This is a genomic window from Alistipes sp. An66 (assembly GCF_002161445.1).
GTDB lineage: Bacteria > Bacteroidota > Bacteroidia > Bacteroidales > Rikenellaceae > Alistipes > Alistipes cottocaccae.
Map to the genome: position 1 here is coordinate 22,551 of NZ_NFHT01000019.1, position 22,929 is coordinate 45,479.

The following is a 22,929-nucleotide window of genomic DNA, read 5'->3' on the forward strand; positions in this document are numbered from 1 at the left end:
ATAAACCTGAATTCTACAAGTTAAACATCACAGACGAGAAGAGCATGTTAACCATTCTCAACTACCTTGATTCAATAGCAGAAATCAGCTACGAATCCTACTTAAAAAAATTAAAAGTATAAACCATGATTAAAAAGAAAAAACTGAATGAAGATGAAATCATAAGAAAAAGAGTTGCCCAAAAAGAGCAAGTAGCCGTAATTTGGACGCGGGTATCCTCTGCGGAGCAGTATAAAAACAACTGTTCAATAGATACACAGAGAAAAGCCTGTCAAAACTTTTGCGAACGAAACCATATCAAAATCAAAGGAGAGTTTGGAGCAAGGAATGAAAGTGCCAAAGTTGAAGGCGAACTCTTCTTGAACATGATAGCAGAGGTACTGCTTGACCCTGAAATCAACTGCATTGTAGTCTATGACTTTGACCGATTCAGCAGGAATTCTCCAGAAGGGATTGCCACAAAAGCTAAATTGAAAAAGAGTGGAATTTGCATAAAGTCTGTCAACCAACCCATCGACCAAGATAATTGCTTAGCAGACATGATAGAGGATATTCTCATCATCATTGCAAATATTGACAATGCCATGAGGCGCCACAAATGTGGAGAAGGAATGCGCGCCTGTATAGAACGAGGGGAGTGGTACAGCAGGCCACCCATGGGGTACGACTCACACAAAGAAGGAAAAACGCATGTCATCACAGTCAATGAAACAGGCAAGCTGCTGAGAGAGGCTTTTCTATGGAAAGCCAATGAGAATTTGTCCAACATAGAGATAGTACGCCGATTGGAGGCTCGAGGCTTGAAAATACACAAACAAAGATTAACTGAGATTTTTCGCAATGTATTTTACTGTGGAAAGATACAGCATCAACTTCTTGGGGACAGAATCATTGAGGGGAAGCAGGAGAAATTGGTATCAGAAACCATATTCAACAAAGTACAGGAAAACCTGTCAGGAAACCACGACCGCTACGAACAGCGCCAAATTACCCCTGAATTTCCACTAAAACGCCACGTGCTGTGCGCTGAACATGGAAAGCCGTTCACAGGATACATTGCCTCTAAAAATGGGAAAGGCTACTACAAATGCAATGTCAAAGGGTGTGGAACCAATATTGCAGCAGAAATCCTTCACGAACAATACACTTCTCTGCTTTCACAATACTATGTTCCAAATGAGCTCAGGCCCATTTTAGAAAAGGTGATCCAGCGCAAGTTTCAACAAAAGCATGAGAAATCCTACTCAGAGAAATTGAAATTGGAGCAACACCTCAAAAGCACAGAGACCAAGATCAAAAATCTGCGTAAGAAATTTGCCTTTGACGAGATTGACAAAGAGACTTTCCAAGTAGCATTAGCGGATTTGGAAGAGCAAAAAGAAACCTTGCAGAATGAGCTGGGCCGAACAGTTGAGGATTTATCGAACTTGGGAAAGTTCACATCAACCGCTATTGCAATTTCCTGTAAATTAGGAGAATTATGGAAACAAGTGGATTTTGAAGTCTGCCAAAAGATACAAAAACTAATCCATCCACTGGGAATTGTTTGGGATAAGGAAAAAGGCTGTTATCGAACCTTGGCAGAGAACAGCGTATTTGATATTTTCCACTCTATATCAGAAGATTACAAATGTCATTACAAAGAAAAAGCGGACAACTCTTTCGAATTGTCCGCTTTGGTAGCGGGAGGAGGACTCGAACCTCCGACCTTCGGGTTATGAGCCCGACGAGCTGCCAACTGCTCCATCCCGCGATATATCTTCCGTGCCCTCTTCCGACCGTCTTTCCAAAGCCCGGCCGACATTTTTCCAAAACCGCCGACCTTATCGGACTCCTCGACCGCTTTTCCACAGCCGGCCTCATCGGGACCCTTTATCGCCTTTGCGTGTGCAAAGATAAGTCAAAAAAATCTTTTCTCCAAATCGAAAACCGCACAGACCCCCGGCCGATGAAGCATACGGCCTTTTTATCAGACCCTTACGCCGGGAAAATTATTTCAATGCCCCGGCCACGATCTCCGCCAGATCGCGCACTTCACCCTTCGTTCCGCGGCCAATGGCCTTCTTGCAGAGCGGACAGGCCGTCACGATCACCTCGGCACCCGTCGCTTCCAGCTCCCCGGCCACCGCACGCGCGATCTGCACCTGCTGTCCGTCCGAAATCGCCGTGTTGGCCACCGACGACCCGCAGCACAGGGCATTCTCGCGCGTCGAGGCAGGTTCCAACAGTTCGCCCACCGCCTCGATCACCGCACGCGGTTCGTCGTAGATCCCGCTGCCGCGCCCCAGCTCGCAGGGGTCATGGTAGGTGAAGCGCGTCGTCCCCCGCTCCGGCGTCAGGCGCCCCGCACGGATCAGCCGCAGGATATACTCCGAATGGTGGAGCACCTCAACGCCCGGCAGGTCGTAATCCTCGCGGAAGACCTTCAAACAGATCGGGCACGACGTGACCAACGTCGTAATGCCGTGCCTGCGGAAAAGATCGGCGTTGTATTTCATCATCTTGTGCGCCGAATCGGTCTCGCCGGCGAGTTTCAGCGGACGCCCGCAGCAGACCCCGCCCTCACGGTCGGCCCACCACACCTCCTCGCCCGCGGCGTCGAAGATCGCCGACATGGCCGAGAGCGTCCGCGGCGTCAGCAGCGTCATGCATCCGGCGAAATAGCCCACCTTGCCCGTTCCCGACGAGCGGTCCAGCCCCTTGAAATAGTCGTAGCGGCGTTCGTCGGGGACGTTGCGCATCCGGTCGCGCGCGTTGAGCCGCAGCGTGTTGAGGTCGATGTTTACGGGGCATTTCTCGACGCAGCGCCCGCACATCAGGCAGTTGTCGGCCACCTGCAACCGCAGATGTCCGTAGCGGCGGTCGCGCAGGAAGTAGACCGACTGCACGTCGTTGATTCCCAGCACGCTCTGCAACTGGCAGGGGTCGATGCAGATGCCGCAGCGCGAGCACGCCTCGACCTGGAAGTTGTCGTACGACGACTCCTTCTCGCCGGAGCGCACGCCGTAGCGGCGCAGGAAGATCAGCGGCACCTCCGTAAGGATGTGCATGTAGCGCGAGAAGGGCAGCGCCACGAAAAAGAGTCCGAGACACGACGAATAGAACCACCAGGCGACGGATTCGAGCGTCATGAGGGGCATGACGCCGATGTGTGCGGCCATCCAGCCGCCGAGCCCCCCGGTGAGGAATCCCCCGCCGCCATAGAGGGCGCAGGTGGCGCTTTCGGCCACCAGACGCGCCGGGAAGATGAACCACAGGGCCGAAAGGGCCAGCCGGTCGCCGAGGACGTGTTTCGTCGTGCGGCGCATGCCCATGGCGCGCGACCAGAAGCGCTTGCCCCAGGCCAGCGCCACACCCGAAAGGATGAAGAGCAGCAGCAGGTCCATCAGGAAATCGAACGCGGGTTTGTGTTCGAGGCCCGTGGCGAAGTACTTGAAGAAGATGTGCCCCTGAATCGGCACCCAGCGGACGCCGAGATAGGCCATCGTCTCGATCCAGCCCGTCAGGATCAGCAGGAACCACCCGAAGGCCAGCGACATGTGCATGTATCCCAGCAGGGGGTTGACGCGGAAGATCCGGCGGTGCAGCAGCGATTCGCTGACGACCTCGCCGATCGCCGCGACGGTGCGGCGCGTGGGCAGGCCGCGCAGGATCCGCATCTTGTCCTCGTGCGGCAGGAGCCAGAGCCATTTCCCCCACTTCCACGCCACGATGAGGAACATCAGCGCGGCGCCGAGGATGAACGGCAGACAGAAGGGTGCGTAGAAAGTCATCGTCAGAAATCTCCCAGTTTACGTTTGATCAGCATCACCACACCCCGGGTATTGATCCCGCGGGGGCAGACCAGACGGCATTTGCCGCACAGCATGCACTTGTTCATCTCCTCGTAGGCGCCCTGATACTCGCCGCGGCGCACCAGCGTGTGGACCTTGCGGAAGTTGAACTCCGTGAGGTTGCCCGCGGTGCAGATTGCCGTGCAGGCCCCGCAGCCGATGCAGGTCTGCAATTCGGGCATCTCGCGCAGGATCTCGTCGCTCTTGCGGAGGTTGTTGCGGTCGAGATCGATGGCCCGGGGCTTCGAGATCGTGTATCCGAAATTGATCGCCGCCATCGCTATGCCCCCACGTAACGGGCCGCGGCATCCGCCGCCGCAATCCCTTCGTTCAACGTCTCGCCGATATTCTTGGGTGCCGTCACCGCCCCGGCATAGAAGATGCCGTCGACGTTGCTGCACACGTTTTCCAGAAAGAGGTCGCGCGGAGCCATAAAACCGCTCGGCGCACGGTTCAGCCCGGCACCCGCGGCCAGTGCGGCGTTGTCGTCGTTGGCCCGCATGCCGACGAGCAGCACCAGCATGTCGACGCTCATGCGCAGCGGACGCCCCGTCAGCGTATCCTCGGCCTTGATCTGCACGCGCCCCTCGATCGTGGGGCTGGCCTCCGAGATCCGTCCGCGCACGAAGTGGATGTTGTACTTCTGCTGCGCCTCGCGGTACATCTCCTCGTAACCGGGACCGAACATGCGGATATCCATGTAGAAGTTGAAGACGTCGGCCTCGGGGAAGAGCCGCTTCATCTCCATGGCCTGCTTCACGCCCGTGACGCAGCACACCTTCGAGCAGTGCTGCTGGCAGACCTTCTCGTCACGCGAGCCGACACAGTGCAGGAAGGCGATGCGGCGGGGCGCCGTACCGTCGGCCTTCGTCACACGACCCTCGTTGAACATGCGTTCGAGATCGGCCGACGTGATGACGTTGTCGTAGATGCCGTAACCGTACTCCTCCTTGATCGAAGCGTCGAAGAGCGTGAAGCCCGTCGAGACGACCACCGAGTCGCACGTCAGCACCCGGCCGTCGGCCAGCTGCACGCTGCGGGGCTCGACGCCCGTAACCTCCGCAGAGGTCAGCACCTCGATGCCGCTCTCGTTGACGCGCCGGCGCAGGGCCGTCAGCACCTCCTCGGCCGGGGTGAACGACGGGAAGAGCACGTGCCAACCCCTCAATTTTCCGCCCAATTCGGGCTCCTTCTCGACGATCACGGGCTCGACGCCCTGTTCCGCGAGGCGCAGGGCCGTCTGCATGCCCGCCACGCCGCCGCCTATGACGATGATGCGTTTCTTCATTACTCTCTGATGTCGTATATCGTGTCCGTCGGGCAGCAGTTGACCACCGCCGACGCGGGTTTTCCGATGTATTTGCCGTTGCGGCCCAGGTACTTGGCCGCGGGATCGTATTCGATGCCCATCTTGTCCAGCAGCGGTTCGACGTCGACCTGATGCATCTGGATGCCCAGCGCCCAGGGGTCGTAGCCCAGCACCAGCCCGGCCATCTCCTCGTAGGTCAGCACCGGGATGCCGTGGCCGTTCTGACCGTAGGTCGTACCCTCCATCTCGGCGATGGCGTACTGCCACTTGTCGAGGAACATCGCGCACCCCGGGCAGTTCGCGACGATGAAGTCCGGCTTGTAGGGGGCCATGCTTTCGAGCTTCTTGTGCGAGTTGGCGATCGAGTAGCCGCGGTTGGCCTGCACGAGGTAGTTGCGGAATCCGAATCCGCAGCAGTGGCGCCGTTCCGGATAGTCGACCACCTCGCCGCCCCACGACTCGATCATGCCGGCCAGCACGTAGGGGAATTCGGAACCGCCGATCCCGGATTTCGGGAATATCTTGGCGTAGTGGCAACCGATGTGCTCGACGACTTTCAGGGGTTCGCCCGTCACGGCGTTGACCAGCCGGTGTTTGGCCCGTGCGGCGATCTGGTCGCGGAAGTGGAACATCACGTCCGACGTATGGGCGACGTTGGCCGGTTTGCGGAACTCGCGGCCCGTGGCCTTCAGGAGGTTCTCGCGGGTCTTCTCCTCGGTCTCGGGGAATTCGTTCCAGGTGGAGAGGATCTCGCAGTAGATGCCGAACGAGGTGATGCACGAGGTAACGAAGTTCTCGTAGCCCGCCTCGTTCATCAGCGAGAACTGCCGCGCCACCACCGTCATGATCGTTTCCAGCGGCACGATGTCCGAGTGGTAGCCGATCCCCGTGCAGGACGAATGCTTCGGATCGTCGAGCAGGTCCTTGCCGAGGTCGTTTTGCAGAATGTCGATAAAGGCCTTCTCGCTGCCCGGGAAGAAGTTCTGCCGGATGCAGCTGCGGGCGTAGTAAAAACGGTCGTCGGCGATCTCCTTCTGATACTCCTGCCAACTTCTGCGCTTCATCATCTTTCTAATAGTGCTCGTTGCTGTTGTTGCAGAAGACGTCCATCATGTACTGCTGATCGGCGCCCTCCTCGTAGCCCATTTCGCGGGCCTTGCGGTCGGAGTGTTTCTCGATGGTCTCGAACATCGCGCTGCCGCCGCTCACCTCGAAGATGCGGTTGATCTCGGCGAGCGACTCCTCGTCGAGCCGGCGCAGGGCCCCGGCCCCGTGACGCATGTAGACGGGCGAGAACTGCCCGTAGACCTCCTTGTCATGGTCGTAGATCCACTGCCAGACGGTGCCCTGCTCGGGATGCAGCTCGGGTTTGACGAGCCGCGGCACGATGCAGTAGCCCGTGCGGAGGATGTTCTCGCCGATGATGCGTTTCAGGGCGAGCTGCTGTCGGCCCTTCTCGCTCTCGACGAAGAAGCCGAGTTTCTGCGACAGCGTGCGCAGCGCCTGGATGACATATCCCGGCGTATTGCCGCGCGGGCAGCGCGGGCGGCAGGACATGCACTCGCCGCAATACCAGATCGTATCGCTCTTCAACAGCGCCTCGATGGCATCGTCGTCGCGCGTCTGGACGATCGAGACGATCTGCCGCGGGTCGTAGTTGTAGAACTCGGCCGCGGGGCAGACGCCCGTGCAGACGCCGCAGTTCATGCAGGCGTGCAGGCCCTCGCGCATGCGCACATCCTCCATCAGCATGTCGAAATACTTTCCCATACCAGCTAACACAAAAAAACCTTTGCAGTGCAAAGGTAGACAATCCGCGCGGCCCGCACGGTGGTATAAATACCTAATTTAACGCCGCTCCCAGCGTTCGAACGCGAAAGGCCAGGGATACTCCTTCCCGCGGGGGAAGGATTCGGACTCCACGAGCCGCCATTCTTTCTCGTTCCACTCCGGGAAGCGCGTGTCGCCCTCGTAGGCGCGGAAGACGCGCGTCAGATAGAACCGGTCGGCACGGGGCAGGGCTTCGGCATAGATCTGCGCCCCGCCGATGACGAAGACCTCCTCTTCCTCGGGAAAGAGCGCCAGCGCCTCGTCGAGCGAGTGGACGACCCGACACCCGGGCAGCGCGATCTCCTGCCGCGAGATGACGACATTGGTGCGGTTCGGGAGGGGCCGTCCGAGCGATTCGAAGGTCTTGCGCCCCATGACGACGGGATGTCCGGTCGTCAGAGCCTTGAAGTGTTTCAGATCCTCGGAGATATGCCACAGCAGCGTGTTCCTGTCGCCGATGACGCCGTTCTCCGCAACGGCCACGATGATCGAAAGCATAAATGCGTATATAGGTCCGTTTATAATTTGATCGCTTCCGGCCGCCATTCCCGGTGCTCCGAATCCCCGATCATGCAGAGAATGACCATAGAGAACGAGAAACTCCCCTTAATTCTCAATTTTCAATTCTCAATTCTCCATTGATCAGAACGACATCGGGGCCTTGATCGCCGGCCAGGGGTCGTAGCCTTCGAGCGTGAAATCCTCGTAGCGGAAGTCGAAGACCGACTTCACGTCGGGATTCAGCCGCAGCGTCGGCAGCGGCCGCGGCTCCCGGCGCAGCTGTTCGGCGGCCTGTTCCAGATGGTTCAGGTAGAGGTGCGTGTCGCCCAGCGTATGGATGAACTCTCCGGGCCGCAGTCCGCAGGTCTGCGCCATCATCATCGTGAGCAGCGCATAGGAGGCGATGTTGAACGGCACGCCGAGGAACGTGTCGGCGCTTCGCTGGTAGAGTTGGCACGACAGCCGCCCTTCGGCCACATAGAACTGAAACAGCACATGGCACGGCGGCAGGGCCATCTGTGCAATCTCCGGGACGTTCCACGCCGAAACCAGGATGCGCCGCGACTCGGGATTCGTGCGGATCAGCTCCACGGCTTCGGCGATCTGGTCCACCACCCCGCCGTCGGGCCGCGGCCACGAACGCCACTGGTAACCGTAAACGTGGTTCAGATCCCCGAAGCGGTAGCCGTCGATGGGCGACTCCTCGCCCGCCGCCGCCAGAAAGGCCTCGCGGTCGAGCGGCAGCACCCCGTTCCTGATGCAAAGCTCATTGTAGTAGCGGAAGGCGTCGTTGTCCCAGATATGGACGCCGTTTTCGACGAGATAGCGGATGTTGGTATCGCCTTTCAGAAACCACAGCAACTCATGGATCACCCCTTTCAGAAAGACCCGTTTGGTGGTCAGCAGCGGGAATCCGGCTTCCAGGTCGAAACGCATCTGATGCCCGAAGACCCCTTTGGTGCCGGTTCCCGTGCGGTCGCCGCGCACGACGCCTTCGGTCATGATCCGATGCAGCAGATCGAGGTATTGTTTCATGGTTCCAGGTATTTCAACGTCATCTCGCCCCGGTCGTCCAGCACGGCGTAGGCGGGGTTCTTCTCCCAGCAGCCGAGGTTCACCACATGCAGCGCCCCCTCGCGGAAATCCCGCGCGAAGTGCATGTGTCCGAAAACAAAGTGATCCACGGCATGCACCGCCGCATATTCGCGGGCGTATTCGATCAGCGGTTCGGTCAGCGAGGCATCGAAACCGCCACCCGTACCCTCCCGGCGGGCCCGTTCATCCTTGTTGTTATGGCTCTTGCGCGATTTTCCGCTCCACCAGTGGCCGAATTTCATCGCCAGATCGGGATGCACGCCCCACGAGAAGAGGCGTTTCATGGTCCGCGAGCGGAACGTGCGGTTCAGGAGTTTCAGCATCGGCTGGCCGTCGATCTTCATGTTGTCGCCGTGGGCCACGAAGACCCGACGTCCGGAGAGCGTCATCAGCTGCGGCGCGGTGTAGACCTCGATCCCGCACTCCCGGGTGAGGTAGTCGCCGACCCACATGTCGTGGTTCCCGGTGAAGAAAGCCACACGGATGCCGCGGTCGGTCAGCTCGGCGAGCTTGCCCAGCGTGCGGACAAACCCTTTGGGGACCACCCGCCGGTATTCGAACCAGAAATCGAAGATGTCGCCTACGAGAAAGATCGCCTCCGCATCGCGGGCCGCAGCGTCGAGCCACGCCACGAACCGTCGTTCCACACGCCGGGCCGCGGCTTCATCGCCGGCGCCGAGGTGCACGTCGGAAGCGAAATAGATCATAATCCGGTCAGTTCACGCAGTTTTTCATCCAGTTCCCTGCCGCGGATGTCGCGGGCAACGATCTCCCCGTCCTTGTCGATGAGGAAGTTGGCGGGTATTTTCTGCACGTTGTAGAGCCCCAGGGCCGCCGAGCCGCGTCCGCGCAGGTCGCTCACCGAGATCCAGGGCAGCTGCTGCTCCTGCACGGCCGTGATCCACGTGGCCTTGGAGGTGTCGATGGCCACCTGATAAACCTCGAACCCTACGGGTGCGTCGGCATACTTGCGGTAGATCTCCTTCAAATCGGCATTCAGCGCATTGCTCGTTCCGAGCTCCGCGGACCAGAAGTCCAGCAGGATCACCTTGCCCGCCAGCGACGACAGGCTGACCTTCTTGCCGTACATGTCCATGAGTTCCAGATCGGGATATTTCGCCTCGGTGATCCGCGTCGAGAGACTCATCCGGGCATCCATGCGGGTGATCTCCGCGAGGAGCGATTGCAGGTAGGGCGATTCGGGATAACTCTTTTCGAGGGCCTCGGCCACCGTGCGGTAATAGACCACGTCGCTGTCGCCGTTGAAGAGGAAGGCGTCGCCCGGCAGGCGCTGGTAGAGTGCATAGACGGCCGCGAGCGAGGATTTGTTCTCGATGATGAAGCGCAGCTGTTCGCGGCGGATCCGGTAGTATTCGGACGTATATTCCGCAGCCAGCGTGCGGCGTTTCTCCTCCGTGAGGTCCGGATCGGCAAAGCGGGCCGCAAGGTCGTCCAGCTGCTGGGCGCCGCTGACGAAGGCCTGGTAGAACTGCCGCAACAGCTCCGACTCGACGGAGCCCTCGACCGTATAGTTGCGCACGACGCTGCCCACGGACGACACCGTCAGCCGGTCGCCGCCGGCCAGCAGCAGCGGAATGCGTTCGCCGTTGTAGACGAGGTTGTAGAGAACGGGCGTCGCGGGGACGTCTTTGAGTTGAAAGCGGTAACTGCCGTCCTCGGACAGGCGCGTCGAGTCGATGACCGTCTGCGCCAGCGGCGCGAGTTGTTCGAGATAGACCTCCCGGGCGTCGTTGCCGACGAAGCGGCCCGAGATCCTGACTTTCGACGACTGGCAACCCCACATCGACACCGCAGCGAGGAGTATTCCGAAAAGCGTTTGCTTGTTCATGGGCGATTGTTTTCGCAATTGAGAAAATAAAGATAACGATTTTTCCGCAAACATCCGCGTTTATTTCGAAGAATTGCGATGCGCGCCGTTGTTTTTTGCGAAGGTGCGGTGTTGCTGCTGGTTTCGGTTTTTCTGCTGCCGCTGCTGCTGGTGGGGTGTGCGGTGCGGCTGGCCGCCCTTCTGGGGACGCGCCGAAAAGGGCTGTTTATAGTCGCTTCGGAGATTATTCAGGGCCTCTTCGTCGATCTGGATGCTCCCCCCGGACATGCGTTTGATATCCTTTACGATCACCTCGTTGTTGGGGTGTTCCTGGTTGTACTCGTAGCTTTTCGTACGCATGTAGCGGGCCAGGTTGTCGACGGCCGACGCCACGGCACGCGGGTTCTCCACCGTCGCCAAACTGCCGATCATGCGCTCGACGTACTTGCCGTAGTGCTTGAAGGTGATGCGACCCTGGGTATAGGGCATGCGGTTCGGCGTCACGGTCAGCTCCTGACGCGTCGGGCGCGGATAGGGCGAGTCGACATCGAGCTGGAAATCAGACATGATGAAGAGATGGTCCCAGAGCTTGTGGGTAAAATCCGCCGTATCGCGCAGCAACGGGTTGAGGTTGCCCATGACGGCGATCACGGCCCGGGCCTGCCGGTTGCGTTCGCGACGGTCCTCGATCTGCGACAGGGAGTCGATCATCTCCTGAATATGACGCCCGTATTCGGGCAGATACAACTTGCGTCGTGTGTAGTTATAGTTCTTTTTCATATTGTGTGCGGGGTCCCGCCTCATGCAGCAAACCGGCATCGGGAGCGTCCGTGCGGTTTTTTGCGATGGACCGATTCAAGACGTTTTCATGCGGAGTCCGGGCCTGTCGGCGCGTCGCTCCGGAATTGGTTTTACGCGGCAGAAAGTTCTACCTTTGGACCGGAAGCCGTACGAAACGGGGTTCTGATCCGGGGTTTTTATCTTCGGCAAAAGTAGTAAAATTTCAGGAAAAACAAGTTATGGCAAAAGTTTTAATTCTGGACCGATCAAAAAGCGTGCGAAACGTGTTGCGGGAGCGGTTGGAGTACGAAGGATTCTCCGCCGAGACCGCCGGGGACGAGACGGAGGCGGGGACCCTGTGCGGGAAGATTCCCTTCGACGTGATCATCTCCGACACGGAGTGCCGGATTCCCGATCCGGAGATCCCCTTCATCGTGCTTTCGTCCGACCGGTCGATCGACACGGCGGTCGAGGCGGTACGCAACGGAGCACAGGATTTCCTGACCAAACCGGTGGACATGAACCGGCTGTTGCAGACCCTGCACCGGGTGTTGGAGCCCCCCGCACAGGAGTCGTCGCCGACGGCCCCCTCCTCCGCACACCGGAGCCGCCGTGCGCACCCCGTGCAGGCGGAGCGGATCATCGGCTTCTCGCCCGAGATCGAACACGTGCGGCAGCTCATCGACAAGGTGGCGCCGTGCGAGGCCCGGGTGCTGATCACCGGGGAGAACGGCACGGGCAAGGAGCTCGTGGCACGCTGGCTGCATGCGAAGAGCGGGCGGGCCGGCGGGCCGTTCGTCGAGGTGAACTGTGCGGCGATTCCTTCGGAGCTGATCGAGAGCGAGCTCTTCGGACACGAGCGCGGGGCCTTCACCTCGGCGGTGAAGCAGCGCAAGGGGAAATTCGAACAGGCCGACGGCGGCACGCTCTTCATGGACGAGATCGGCGACATGTCGCTCGCGGCGCAGGCCAAGGTGCTGCGGGCGTTGCAGGAGAGCCGCATCAGCCGCGTGGGCGGCGACAAGGAGATCGAAGTCGACGTGCGGGTGCTGGCGGCCACGAACAAGGATCTGCGCGAGGAGATCCGCCGCGGGAATTTCCGTGAAGACCTCTACCACCGGCTGGCGGTGATCGTCGTACGGGTTCCGACGCTGCGCGAGCATCCGGACGACATTCCGGATCTCGTGGAGCACTTCATCCGCACGATCGCCGGAGAATACGGGCGGGAACCGAAACCGATCCGTCCGGAGGCGATGGCGCTGTTGCAGGGGATGCCGTGGACGGGCAACATCCGCGAGTTGCGGAACGTCGTCGAGCGGCTGCTGATCCTCTCCGGCGAGGAGATCACGGCCGAGGACGTAAAGAATTACTGTTGAGCGGAGAGATTCCGATGCCCCGCCGCGGAAATCCGCCGCAGACACGGCCGCGGAACCAGCCGCGGAACAGGTTCGGAGAAAGGAACGCCGGAGGTCCTCCGCCCCCGCCCTACAACAGCCCGAGGAGCTCTTCGGGCCGGTCGACGATATGCCGGGCCCCGGACTCTACGAGTTCGGTCCGATCACGAAACCCCCACGTAACCCCCGCGGAGCGGACTCCGGCCGCGGCGGCCGTCTGCATGTCCACGCCCGAGTCGCCGACATAGAGCACGCGCTCCTTCGGCGTCCCGGTCCGGGCGAGAATCTCCTCCACGACCGCCGGATCGGGTTTCAGCGGCACGCCCGGACGCTGCCCGAAGACCGCCGCAAACGCCGCGTCCGGGAAAAACAGGCGGATGAGTTTTTCGGTCCCGGCCTGGAACTTGTTCGAGGCCACGGCCATCCGCACCCCCCGGCGCGCGAGTTCGGCCACCACCTCCGGAATCCCCGCATAGGGTTTCGTATGGCGGTCGATGTGTGCGGTGTAGTACGCCACGAAGTCGGCCCGCACGAGGGCGACGTTCTCCGGCGTGCGCAGCGGCTCGGGCAGCGCCCGTTCGACGAGACGCATGATGCCGTTCCCGACGAAGCGGCAATACTCCTCGTAGGAGTGCTGCGGGAGCCCCCGCACGGCCAGCACGGCGTTGCAGGCGACGGCCAGGTCGCCGATCGTGTCGAGCAGCGTGCCGTCGAGGTCGAAGATGACGAGTTCGGTATTCATTTTCCCTTTTTGATCTTCCAGCCGATGGCCGCCACCAGGAGCGACATCAGCGGCGAAACGATATTGAAAATGCAGTAAGGCATGTAGACGAAGGTCGAGACACCGAGGACCGTGGCCTGGGTCATGCCGCAGGAGTTCCACGGAACGAGCACCGAACTGACCGTGGCCGAATCCTCGACCGAGCGGCTCAACAGGCGCGGTTCCAGCCCGCGTTCGGCGTAGAGATCGCGGAACAGACGGCCCGAGAGGATGATCGAGATATACTGGTCGGCGGTGCAGAGGTTGAAGAAGATCCCGGCCCCGACGGTCGAGGCCACGGCCGAGAAGGTCCGGCGGACCCAGCGCAGGAAGATCTCGGTCAGCGAACGCAGCATGCCGCTTCCGGTCATCACACCGCCGAAGCACATGGCGCAGATGATCAGCCACACGGTGTTGAGCATGCCGGCCATGCCGCGCGTGGCGACGAGTTCGTCCAACTGGGGCGTTCCGGTGGGGATCGCCGTGGGGCCGAAGCAGGTCGCAAGCACGCCGCGGAAGGCGGTCATGGCATCGAGTTCCGCACCTCCGGCGACCTGCACCACCAGCCCGGGTTGTGCCGCGAGCATCGCCACGCAGGCGAAGACTACGGCACAGAAGAGGGTCACGATGGCCGGGAGCTTGCGGGCGATCAACACGCCCGTGGCCAGCGGCACCAGGAGCAGCCAGGGCGAGATGCGGAACGTCGCGGCCAACGCTGCGGCATAGCCTTCGGCGTGGGTGGCGGAGCCGTGGTCGAGAGTCAGTCCGACGACGGTGAAGACCCCGAGGGCGATGAGCATCGACGGCACGGTCGTATAGAGCATGTAACGGATGTGGGAGAAGACGTTGACGCCGACGGTCGACGAGGCGAGGACCGTGGTGTCGGACAACAGCGAGAGCTTGTCGCCGAAGTAGGCACCCGAGATGATGGCGCCGGCGACCCACCCTTCGGGGAACCCCATGGCGCGGCCGATACCCATCAGCGCGACGCCGATGGTGGCGATGGTGGTCCACGAACTGCCGGTCATGAGCGACACGACGGCGCAGATGACACACGACGCAACGAGGAAAAACGACGGATGGAGGACCTGCAAGCCGTAGTAGATCAACGTGGGGACGACCCCCGAAACCATCCACGTACCGGCGATGGCGCCGATGAGCAGCAGGATCAGAATGGCCGATGCCGAAGCGCGGATGTTGTCGATGATGGCCTCTTCGAGCACCTCCCAGCGGCAGCGGTAGATGCCGATCGAGAGCATCACGCAGACCGATGTGGCCGACAGCAGGGCGATCTGGCTGCCGCCGTTGATGGCGTCTCCGCCGAAGGCGCGGATGACCGCATAGAGCAGCAGCGTCAGGACGGCCAGCGGGATGGCCGAGACCCAGGGCGAGGGCCGCTTCCGGGGATTCGTTTCCATATTCATCTCAAAAACATTCCAACCTTTCCGGGTGCAAAAGTAGCAAATTTTTCAGGGAAACCCGCGTTTCAAGCCGAAAGAGGTCCGCCAGACGGTCTCCGCCCTCCACCGTTCTTTCCGCATTCGCCATTCGTTCCATCCATGTCCCACTCGCCGCTCTCCCGGAAGGTGCAAAAAAGAGCGGAGGCCGAAAAACGAGCCCGGCATCCCGACGATCGCCCAAAGGGCCGCGGGCGGAAGCGTCCCGCACGGCGGAGAAGCAAAAAAGAGCGGCGACCGAAATCACCGCTCCCGCAACATACCGGGCAAAGGCCCGACCGGCTATTTCGTCTCCTCGGCAGGTCCGCCGCCGAAGGGGTACTGATGCTCGTGTACGTCGTCGAAACGCATGCCCTTCTCGTAGGTGCGCATCGCGCGGCGCGACATACCCATCGACGAGAATCCGCCGTCGTGGTAGAGGTTCTGCATCGTGACCTTGCGCGTGTAGTCGGAGAAGAGCGTCAGCACATAGTCGGCGCAATCCTCGGCCGTGGCGTTGCCCAGCGGCGACATGCTCTCGGCGAATGCCATCAGGTCGCCCAATCCGAGCACGCCGCTGCCGGCCGTGGTCTGCGTCGGCGACTGCGAGACGGTGTTGATGCGCACGTGCTTCTCGCGTCCGTAGATGTATCCGAAGCTGCGGGCGATGGATTCCAGCAGGGCCTTGGCATCGGCCATGTCGTTGTAGCCGTAGAGCGTACGCTGTGCGGCGATGTACGACAGCGCCACGATCGAACCCCACTCGTTGATGGCGTCCTTCTTGCGGGCCACCTGGATGGCCTTGTGGAACGAGATGGCCGAGATGTCGAGCGTCTTGGCCAGGTAGTCGTAGTCGAGGTCGTCGTACGTGCGGCCCTTGCGGACGTTGGGCGACATGCCGATCGAGTGGAGCATGAAGTCGAACTTGCCGCCGAAGTGCTCCATGGTCTTGTCGATGAGGTTTTCGAGGTCCTCGACGCTGGTGGCATCGGCCGGGACGACGATCGTATTGCATTTTTCAGCCAGCTGGCTGATGGTTCCCATGCGGATCGATACGGCGGTATTGGTGAGTACGATCTCGGCTCCCTCTTCCACGGCGCGTTCCGCCACTTTCCAGGCAATGGATTGCTCGTTCAGGGCTCCGAAGATCAGACCCTTCTTTCCTTTCAATAAGTTTCCCATCGTATTTTGGTTTAAAAATTCGGGCAAATATAACACTTTTTTTTCAATCGGCGTTCAATCACCCACTAACGACACCGACACCGGACTTGAAACGCGGCAGGGCGGACCCGCAAAACAAGGTCATCACGCCGTTCTTCCGCACGTCGCCTCTTCAAAAAAGAGACGGATGGCCCATAAGGAGCCATCCGTCGTTCGTTGCGGAGCGAGCCGTCAGAGGAACCGGCTACGTCCCGAAGCGGATCGAGTCACACTCGTCTTCCGCACATCTTCGGGGATCTGCTGCATACGGGTGTATATGTTCACTTCGTTGCTCTTCCGATCGGTCAGCGTCAACGTATAGCCGCCGTCGGAAAGGGCATAATCGTATTCCCCAGCCCACGGTTTACCGTCGCTGTAACGACCTTGCAGAAGGTTTTCGCCAACCGAGAAGGTCCCTGCGAAATGTTCGTAATACGAGTACTCCACACGCTGGTAGAGGTTGAACGAACCGTCGGACAGGAGTTCGAGATAGACGTCGAAATCCTCCGCCTTGTCGCCGTTCCAGTTGATCAGCTGCCATTCGCCGACCACTCTCGAATCAATGGTAACCGTATTGTCGTCATCGTCCGAACAACCGACGAACAGACATGCCGATACAGCAATGAGAAAATAGATGTATTTTTTCATGTGTTTCAGTGCAATTTCATGTTAAAGCCAACCTCCGTTTTGAGCGCCCGAATCCCGGGCGATGATGGCGAATTTCTTGGAAATCTCGATTCCGCCCACGATAGTCTCGGAGCCGGGGCGGGTGCCGCCGCCGACGGCCTTGACCGTGATATGGGCTACACCGGGTTTCGAGCATTTGATCATGAGCTGGCCGTTGTACATCTTCGGCGCGGCTGTCATTCCGAGTTTCTCCTGATCCTCCTTCGAGATCTCGACTCCCTGATAGGTAAGATTCTGCGCCGAACCTCCGAAATACTTCGTCAGGGTGATGAGTTGCAGTTCTCCGGTCGGGACTTTCAGGCAAGGCGTGCCTTCGATCTGCATCAGCAGCTGGTAGGCATCGATCAGACCGGTACCCATCTTGCCGCGATAATCTTCCAGATTGAGGCTGGCGCCGGTGACCTTCGTCCCTTCAAGATAGGACTCCAAATCGTTGACCGAGGTGAGGTACATCGAAATGAACTCCTCGCGCGTGTAGTGTTTGCCTTTGGCCAACGCATAGGAAAGACCCAGAGCCGCCACACCCGAAGCATGGGGGCAGGACATTGAGGTTCCCTGCATGTATCCGTAATCCTCTCCGGAGATCTCGGAGCAGAGTGTCGAAAGAATTCCGGCTTTCTCACCACCGCTCAAACCGACGGTCTCGCCGCCCGGAGCAGCCACGTTGCAGCCGTAGCCGTAGCAGGTGTAGTAGGCCGGCAGATAGTCCGGAGCAATCGACGTCACCGAGATGCACTCCCGATAGGCACCGGGATAGCTTGCCATGGAAAGTCCTTCGTTGCCGGCCGAGAAGAAGACCAGACCTCCGTCGAGCGCAGCACAGTTGCTCGTCGACATGAAGAAGCGCAGCGCCTCGTATTCCAGCGGCGAACGCGACGCATACATACGGTCGTTCGAAACATCGGTATTCTCATATCCGTAGGAGCATTGCAGGATCGAGGCTCCGTGATCGGCGGCATACTTGATGGCACGGCTGACAATCACGTCGTTGGCGCTATTCTTTCCGGAGAAGATCTGGCACGACATCAGACGCACGCCGTCGTTTTTCCCCGTACCGCCGGCGACTCCCGCCACTCCGATACCGTTGTTGTTCACCGCAGCGACCGTACCCGCAACGTGCGTTCCGTGGCCCGAATCGCCCACCTCTTCGCCGTTGATCGCAGTCTCTCGCTTGTCCCACGTAATGGGTCCGCCGTCCACGAAATTATAGCCGTGGATATCCTCTTTGTTGTATTCCGGCGAGGGTTCGGGATTGGTCCACATATTGGCAGCCAGATCCGGATGGGTATACTTGATGCCCTCGTCGACGACGGCCACGATGACCTCGGGGGATCCGGCCGTCATTTTCCAGGCTTCGGCAGCATTGATGTCGGCTCCTACCCGGGCCGTCTTGGCGACGGCCTCATCGGCATTGTTGATGTAGTGCCACTGCCAGAAGAGGTTCGGGTCGTTGAAATCCGACGTGACCAGCGCCCGCGTCCGACCGGGGGTGCCGCCCGTGAAGGGATAGGACTTGCCGTCGTACATCTTGCAGCGGGTAGCGCTGAACTGAATCTGGGAGATCTCGGCCACCGAAGCCAGCTGCTCGGCCGCCTCGTCGAGATCCTGCTCCTCATCGAAATAGATCACATACCATTTGTGCAGCCCTGCGGCCCGGGTCTGGGGCTCACGCTCCCCGGCCTCGGGGAACACGCGCTCGAACGATGTCACGTCCAGATTCTGGAAGATGTCGTCGACACTCTCGATGCCCGAACGGGTCACCTGCGAGCGGGTCGCGGCCTGTTGAGCGACAGCCTGTTCGAGGACGGGAATCACCTCATCGTTGAACTTGGCGATGATCATTCCCTTGATGGCGGACTGCGACGTATTGCAGATTTTGGCTGCGACAGTCTCCTCCGGGGTTACGACCGTATCGGTACTTTCTTGAATGGGATCCGTAGCGCATGCGGCCAGGAGGATCGAAGCAAGAATCAATACTTTTTTTCTGTTCTGCATATGAATTTGTCGTGTTGAGGTTCGCTCGGCGGAACGGGACCGGACGCCCGGATGCGGGATCCCGGTCTCGTTCCGGAGCTCGCCGTTCTTATTCTACTTTCTTTCCGATTCTTGTGAAGGTCATTTCCGGACCGGCAGCAGGAGACGAGATCGCTCCTGTCGAGAATTTCGCCTGCGCACGCTTTGCAGCCGGAGCCGGAACCGGGAAGCGTCCGGTCGCGGCATTGAGCGGCAGCGGCCGTTCCCGCTGCGAAAGGGCGGGCTGTGCAGCGAATTCGGGCAGTTCGACGAAGTTCCGCGGTTGGAGTCCGTTCATCACCTTTTCGCGCATGGCGGCGATATTCTTCTGTGCCGTTTCGGAAATTCCGCCGAGATCCTTCTCGGGATCCACGAGCATCATTTCGGTCATCAGGCTGAAAAGATCGTAAGTCGAACCCGTGAACAGATAGGTGAACGACTTGCCCCCCAGATCCTGGGCCCGGGGCGACGGGATGCAGTAGAGATACCCGTCGGCGACAGCTCCGATGAACATGCATTCTCCGAAGTAGACACCCGAATTGTCCGAAGGCAGGAAGGCCGGGTAAACCGTCTGGCCGTTGTAAACGCCCTCCGAATAAGTGTCGTTGGCGCTGAGGCTCAATGCTCCGGTATATCCCGAATAGGTCGAGTTTTGGGGAATGTAGGTTCCCAGCAGATCGCCGCCTTCCCAGAATTCGATGCCCGAGAGGCCCTTGATCCGCATTACGGATCCCGATTCGGTGCTCAATTCCGGATCCAGGGTCATCGTAACCTGGCCGATCTTCCGACGTTTTGCATTATCATCCATCAAGTTGGTGGCGTAATAGTTCCACGTCGTACCGGTCAGCTCTTCGACCGTCGGCTGCTGGCTGTTTTCATAGAAATCCTCATACAGATAGTACTCCAAGCCCGGATTGAAGGTACCCTCCGTCGTGTACTTCGCAGTCTTCGTTTCGGTATAGTACCCGTTGTTGACCTGCATCACAAAAGTGTACTCGGTACCGCCGTTCAGGCCGGTAAGCATGATGCTGAAATAGCCGTCGTTGATATTTGCGAGCTCCTCGGCCGACAAGGCGTCGCCCTGGGCTTTGAGCATATCGTCGATCAGCGAGCTGTCGAACCGGTCGGAGCGGAAGATTCCGAAGACCAGGGATTCGATCTCCGAACCGTAGGCATAGAACCTCGCTGCATTCTCCGAGGAGATGCCCATGCCGGCGTATTCATTGGTTTTTTCAAGTCCCCAGTTCAGATCGATCTTTTTCTCCTCACCCGGAGCGACATAGCCGAACGAAACGAACGCATAGGACTTCATGCCTTCCTTCTCATCGTCATAAACGCATCCCACGAGTGTATACTTGCCGGTTTTGAGACCTTCAATCTTGATGGTCCCCGTTGCCGAGATGGAGTCGTCGAAGGTATCGGGCTTGTCCCGCTGGGCATCCAGATCCTGGGCATACAGGCTGGCCTGGCCGTCGTCGACAACTCCTTCGTAAAGGGCGTACTTCATCACTTTGGCATCCGCAACGAATTCGGCATCGATGTCGACCACCCCGTTTTCAGGCTCATGCTTCGTGAGTTTCACCGTGTAATCGGGGGCCTTGATTCCCGGCATCTGAATGCGCAACAGACCCGAAATATTCCCATAGAAGAAGGCTCCGGCCTGTTTCTCCAATTCGAGCATGATGCTCTGAACCGGGAACGTTATGACTCCATCCTCCATCGTTCCATACTGGCTCGTGGATTCGTCCATCGAGAAGTTTTCCGAAACGTTCGAGGCGATACGGATCTCGCCGTCGGCGGTCAACAGCCCGAGTCCCGTGGACTGGTAGGGAATGTAGACCTTCTGCGGGTTGGTGGCGTCGATCGTCGTATAAAGGTCACGGCACTGATAGGAGAGGTTCGAGGAACCGGACAGGGCCGTCATGAAGGCTGCATTGTAGACCTTCATGCGATAGAGGCCCGGTTTGTCGTCGCGCTCGTAGATCTCCACCTCGACCTCCGGGTTGGGATTGAAACCGGAGCCTGTCGTACTATAAATGTTGCTGATAAGGTCATCGCGCCACTTGCCCTTGGTAGCCGTACCGTCCTCGCTGGTCACGAGCACCCAGTCGGCCCGTATGACCGAGAAGGAGAGCGACGTGGCTTTGGGCCCGTAGACGTAGATATAGTGCGGATCCTCGATCCGGATGTCGCACGTATACTCCACACCCTTCTCGGCATTGGGAAAGGAGACGGTAAACTCGGTTTCCGTTTCGCCGGGACCGAAGAAGATGTGGTCATCGAGTTCGAAGATGCCCTCCTCGCTCGTCGAAACGACAATGGGAACCGAAATGGCTTCGAGAGCCCGGGTCCGGCACACCTTGTAGGTGATCTCCGGAGTCTGAGTCGAGGAGACTTCCACCTCCGTGGGTGAAGTCTGCGTCGGGAAATAAACCCCGTAGGTATTCGGGTCCTCTTCGGCGCCGGAGGTATAGGTCGGATCATCCGTGCAGGCGGTTGCAAAAGCCGCTGCCAGGAACGTCCACAAAAGATATTTAAGAGTCTTCACTGTTCGCTGAATTTATGATTAAGAGGTAATAAGCGATTCGTAGATCGGTCCGGCTATTACTTCCACAACTCGATCAGACCCGAGGGGTCGGGATTGTTCTGCGTGGCGATGACGGGGTTGTTCTGCGTTTCACCGCGGGTGATCACGATATTCCAGTAGGGAGCCCGTCCGTCGACGTTGATCCGGTACGACGAGGGAGCGTTCGTGCCGACATATCCGCGTTTGCTGGACATGTCGAGGCGTTTCATGTCGAACATCACGATACCTTCGCCCCAGAACTCGATTCGTTTTTGGAGCATGAGTTCGTTGACGAAGTTTTCGAGCGACGACCCCACCTTAACCGAGCAGTCATACTTCGCACCGTCGGTCATGCGGTAGGTGGTCATGAAGTCGTTCAACAGACGAATACCCTCCTGCAAGTTGCCGGCCTGGGCCGTAGCCTCCGCTTCGATGAAGTACATCTCCTCGACGCGCATGCAGCAATGGTCGGCGGCACCACCTACGTTGTAATCCTTGTAGGCGCCCTGTGCCGGACGGAACTTGATGTTGGCGTAATCGGCCAGAGCGTCGGCGAAATACTTCTTGCTGTCGGGACGCGCACTCTTGTAGGCATAGCTGTTCCGGTCGGGATCAAGCCACGAATGGCGGCGGAAATCCCGAAGATAGATGCTGTTGTAGAGGTTCCGGTTGATACCGCGGCCGGCCTGGTAGTCGGACCAGTCGTTCTCGCAGCTCATGTGCGCCGTGAAGCAGAAGAGCGGCGAGACGCTTTCGCTCGGAAGAGCGAGACCCCAGATCCAGGCATTGTTCGACTCGGCGTTGTTGAATCCGTTGACGGGATCCTCCCACTGCTCCTGGGTCAGCGGCGTGCAACCGCTCGCGGTGATGGCCTTGCGGGCATACTCCGCTGCGGACTTGTAAGCCTCGGCAGCAGCCCCGGTGTCTCCGGCATCGTTCTTGGCCGTACCGCGTTCGAGATAGGCACGGGCCTTCATACCGTAGACGAATGCCAGGCTGAGCGAATACTTGTCGGGAGCCGTATAGGTCGAGAGCAGCGTTTCGGCCTTTTCCAGGTCGGGGAAGATGATCTGATCGTAGATGTCGTCCACCTTGGCGCGGGGGTTGTTCTTGGCCTGTGCCTCGGTGGTTTCGGGCAAGACGATGGGCACGCCGAGACCGAGCAGCTCCGGAGCCTTGGTCACCGTATTCTCCTTGAACTCATAGAGACGCACCAGATCGAAGTAGAACATGGCACGGTAGGCGTAAGCGAAGCCCAGATAGGAGCGTTTCGACGCATCGAGCGCGGAGAAGTCCGTGGCATCAATAAGGCTGATCACGCTGTTGGCCATCATGATCCACGTGTAGTAGTTGTCCCAGGTGAGGGCGCCGACGGCATAATCGGAGCCGAGAGCGGTATTGGTTCCCCACTGCGAGAACCAGTCGTAGCTGATATTACCCGTCACGACGAGGTCGCCGGTCATGGATTCCGTAGCGAGGTGGATGGCCGGCAGCGAGAAGTCCCAGGCTGCACCTTGGTCGGCATACCCGGCCGATCCGGCCTTGACCAGTGCGGCAGGGATTCCCCGGATCGTCGTTTCGAGCGACACCTGGCTTTCGATGGCGACATCCGTAGGAACCGCATCCTTGATGCAGCCGGTAGCGAAAAGACCCGCGGCAAGGCTTGCGATCGATATTTTCAAGATATTTTTCATAGT

19 protein-coding genes and 1 tRNA gene are annotated in these 22,929 nt (G+C 59.2%); 2 read left to right on the forward strand and 18 right to left on the reverse strand.

Features of this window, described 5'->3' with window-relative positions:
* Positions 1-125 precede the first annotated feature (125 nt).
* Complete coding sequence (locus B5G16_RS13035) at positions 126-1,721, forward strand: recombinase family protein (RefSeq protein WP_442856546.1); 1,596 nt, start codon at positions 126-128, stop codon at positions 1,719-1,721.
* Here the strand turns inward: B5G16_RS13035 and B5G16_RS10955 are convergent.
* The 11 genes from B5G16_RS10955 to B5G16_RS11005 form a co-directional block, all read right to left on the reverse strand.
* Positions 1,678-1,753, reverse strand: a tRNA-Met gene (locus B5G16_RS10955). The two genes, B5G16_RS13035 and B5G16_RS10955, sit on opposite strands and share 44 nt — an antisense overlap.
* A 238-nt stretch (positions 1,754-1,991) precedes the next feature.
* Positions 1,992-3,773, reverse strand: a complete 1,782-nt coding sequence (locus tag B5G16_RS10960; protein WP_087263782.1) for a (Fe-S)-binding protein — start codon at positions 3,771-3,773, stop codon at positions 1,992-1,994.
* A 2-nt stretch (positions 3,774-3,775) separates the two neighbouring features.
* On the reverse strand, positions 3,776-4,111 hold the full coding sequence (locus tag B5G16_RS10965; protein ID WP_087263783.1) for a 4Fe-4S dicluster domain-containing protein: 336 nt from the start codon (positions 4,109-4,111) through the stop codon (positions 3,776-3,778).
* Between the two features lie 2 nt (positions 4,112-4,113).
* Positions 4,114-5,121: an FAD-dependent oxidoreductase gene (locus tag B5G16_RS10970; RefSeq protein ID WP_087263784.1), complete on the reverse strand. Its 1,008-nt coding sequence runs from the start codon at positions 5,119-5,121 to the stop codon at positions 4,114-4,116.
* Positions 5,121-6,209, reverse strand: coding sequence for a CoB--CoM heterodisulfide reductase iron-sulfur subunit B family protein (locus B5G16_RS10975; RefSeq protein WP_087263785.1), 1,089 nt, complete (start codon positions 6,207-6,209; stop codon positions 5,121-5,123). Before B5G16_RS10975 ends, B5G16_RS10970 begins: the two co-directional genes overlap by 1 nt.
* A gap of 4 nt (positions 6,210-6,213) precedes the next feature.
* Positions 6,214-6,912, reverse strand: a complete 699-nt coding sequence (locus B5G16_RS10980) for a 4Fe-4S dicluster domain-containing protein (protein ID WP_087263786.1) — start codon at positions 6,910-6,912, stop codon at positions 6,214-6,216.
* Between the two features lie 78 nt (positions 6,913-6,990).
* The gene (locus tag B5G16_RS10985; RefSeq protein WP_087263787.1) at positions 6,991-7,470 is read right to left on the reverse strand and encodes a dihydrofolate reductase; all 480 of its coding nucleotides are present in this window, start codon (positions 7,468-7,470) and stop codon (positions 6,991-6,993) included.
* 144 nt (positions 7,471-7,614) lie between these two features.
* Positions 7,615-8,508 carry a thymidylate synthase gene (gene thyA / locus B5G16_RS10990; RefSeq protein WP_087263788.1) on the reverse strand — a complete coding sequence of 298 codons (894 nt, stop codon included), beginning with the start codon at positions 8,506-8,508 and terminating at the stop codon, positions 7,615-7,617.
* A complete protein-coding gene (locus B5G16_RS10995) occupies positions 8,505-9,275 on the reverse strand; it encodes a UDP-2,3-diacylglucosamine diphosphatase (protein ID WP_087263789.1) in 771 nt (256 codons plus the stop codon). Before B5G16_RS10995 ends, thyA begins: the two co-directional genes overlap by 4 nt.
* Positions 9,272-10,417 carry a TlpA disulfide reductase family protein gene (locus B5G16_RS11000; RefSeq protein WP_087263790.1) on the reverse strand — a complete coding sequence of 382 codons (1,146 nt, stop codon included), beginning with the start codon at positions 10,415-10,417 and terminating at the stop codon, positions 9,272-9,274. Before B5G16_RS11000 ends, B5G16_RS10995 begins: the two co-directional genes overlap by 4 nt.
* 60 nt (positions 10,418-10,477) lie before the next feature.
* The gene (locus tag B5G16_RS11005) at positions 10,478-11,176 is read right to left on the reverse strand and encodes a DUF4290 domain-containing protein (protein WP_087263809.1); all 699 of its coding nucleotides are present in this window, start codon (positions 11,174-11,176) and stop codon (positions 10,478-10,480) included.
* Between the two features lie 239 nt (positions 11,177-11,415).
* On the opposite strand from B5G16_RS11005, the gene B5G16_RS11010 reads away from it, so the two are divergent.
* Positions 11,416-12,552, forward strand: coding sequence for a sigma-54-dependent transcriptional regulator (locus B5G16_RS11010; RefSeq protein ID WP_087263791.1), 1,137 nt, complete (start codon positions 11,416-11,418; stop codon positions 12,550-12,552).
* Between the two features lie 109 nt (positions 12,553-12,661).
* Here the strand turns inward: B5G16_RS11010 and B5G16_RS11015 are convergent, their stop codons facing one another.
* From B5G16_RS11015 to B5G16_RS11045, 7 genes are all read right to left on the reverse strand, one after another.
* Complete coding sequence (locus tag B5G16_RS11015; RefSeq protein ID WP_087263792.1) at positions 12,662-13,312, reverse strand: HAD family hydrolase; 651 nt, start codon at positions 13,310-13,312, stop codon at positions 12,662-12,664.
* On the reverse strand, positions 13,309-14,748 hold the full coding sequence (locus B5G16_RS11020; protein WP_087263811.1) for a Na+/H+ antiporter NhaC family protein: 1,440 nt from the start codon (positions 14,746-14,748) through the stop codon (positions 13,309-13,311). The genes B5G16_RS11015 and B5G16_RS11020 overlap by 4 nt, the downstream gene beginning before the upstream one ends.
* A gap of 321 nt (positions 14,749-15,069) precedes the next feature.
* The gene (locus B5G16_RS11025; RefSeq protein WP_087263813.1) at positions 15,070-15,948 is read right to left on the reverse strand and encodes an enoyl-ACP reductase FabI; all 879 of its coding nucleotides are present in this window, start codon (positions 15,946-15,948) and stop codon (positions 15,070-15,072) included.
* 210 nt (positions 15,949-16,158) lie between these two features.
* Entirely contained in the window at positions 16,159-16,614 is a 456-nt protein-coding gene (locus B5G16_RS11030) for a hypothetical protein (RefSeq protein ID WP_087263793.1), read from the reverse strand.
* Positions 16,615-16,635: 21 nt separating this feature from the next.
* Complete coding sequence (locus tag B5G16_RS11035) at positions 16,636-18,648, reverse strand: S8 family peptidase (protein ID WP_087263794.1); 2,013 nt, start codon at positions 18,646-18,648, stop codon at positions 16,636-16,638.
* 88 nt (positions 18,649-18,736) lie between these two features.
* Positions 18,737-21,214, reverse strand: a complete 2,478-nt coding sequence (locus B5G16_RS11040; protein ID WP_143260876.1) for a hypothetical protein — start codon at positions 21,212-21,214, stop codon at positions 18,737-18,739.
* 56 nt (positions 21,215-21,270) lie between these two features.
* Positions 21,271-22,926, reverse strand: coding sequence for a RagB/SusD family nutrient uptake outer membrane protein (locus tag B5G16_RS11045; RefSeq protein WP_087263796.1), 1,656 nt, complete (start codon positions 22,924-22,926; stop codon positions 21,271-21,273).
* Between the last annotated feature and the right edge of the window lie 3 nt (positions 22,927-22,929).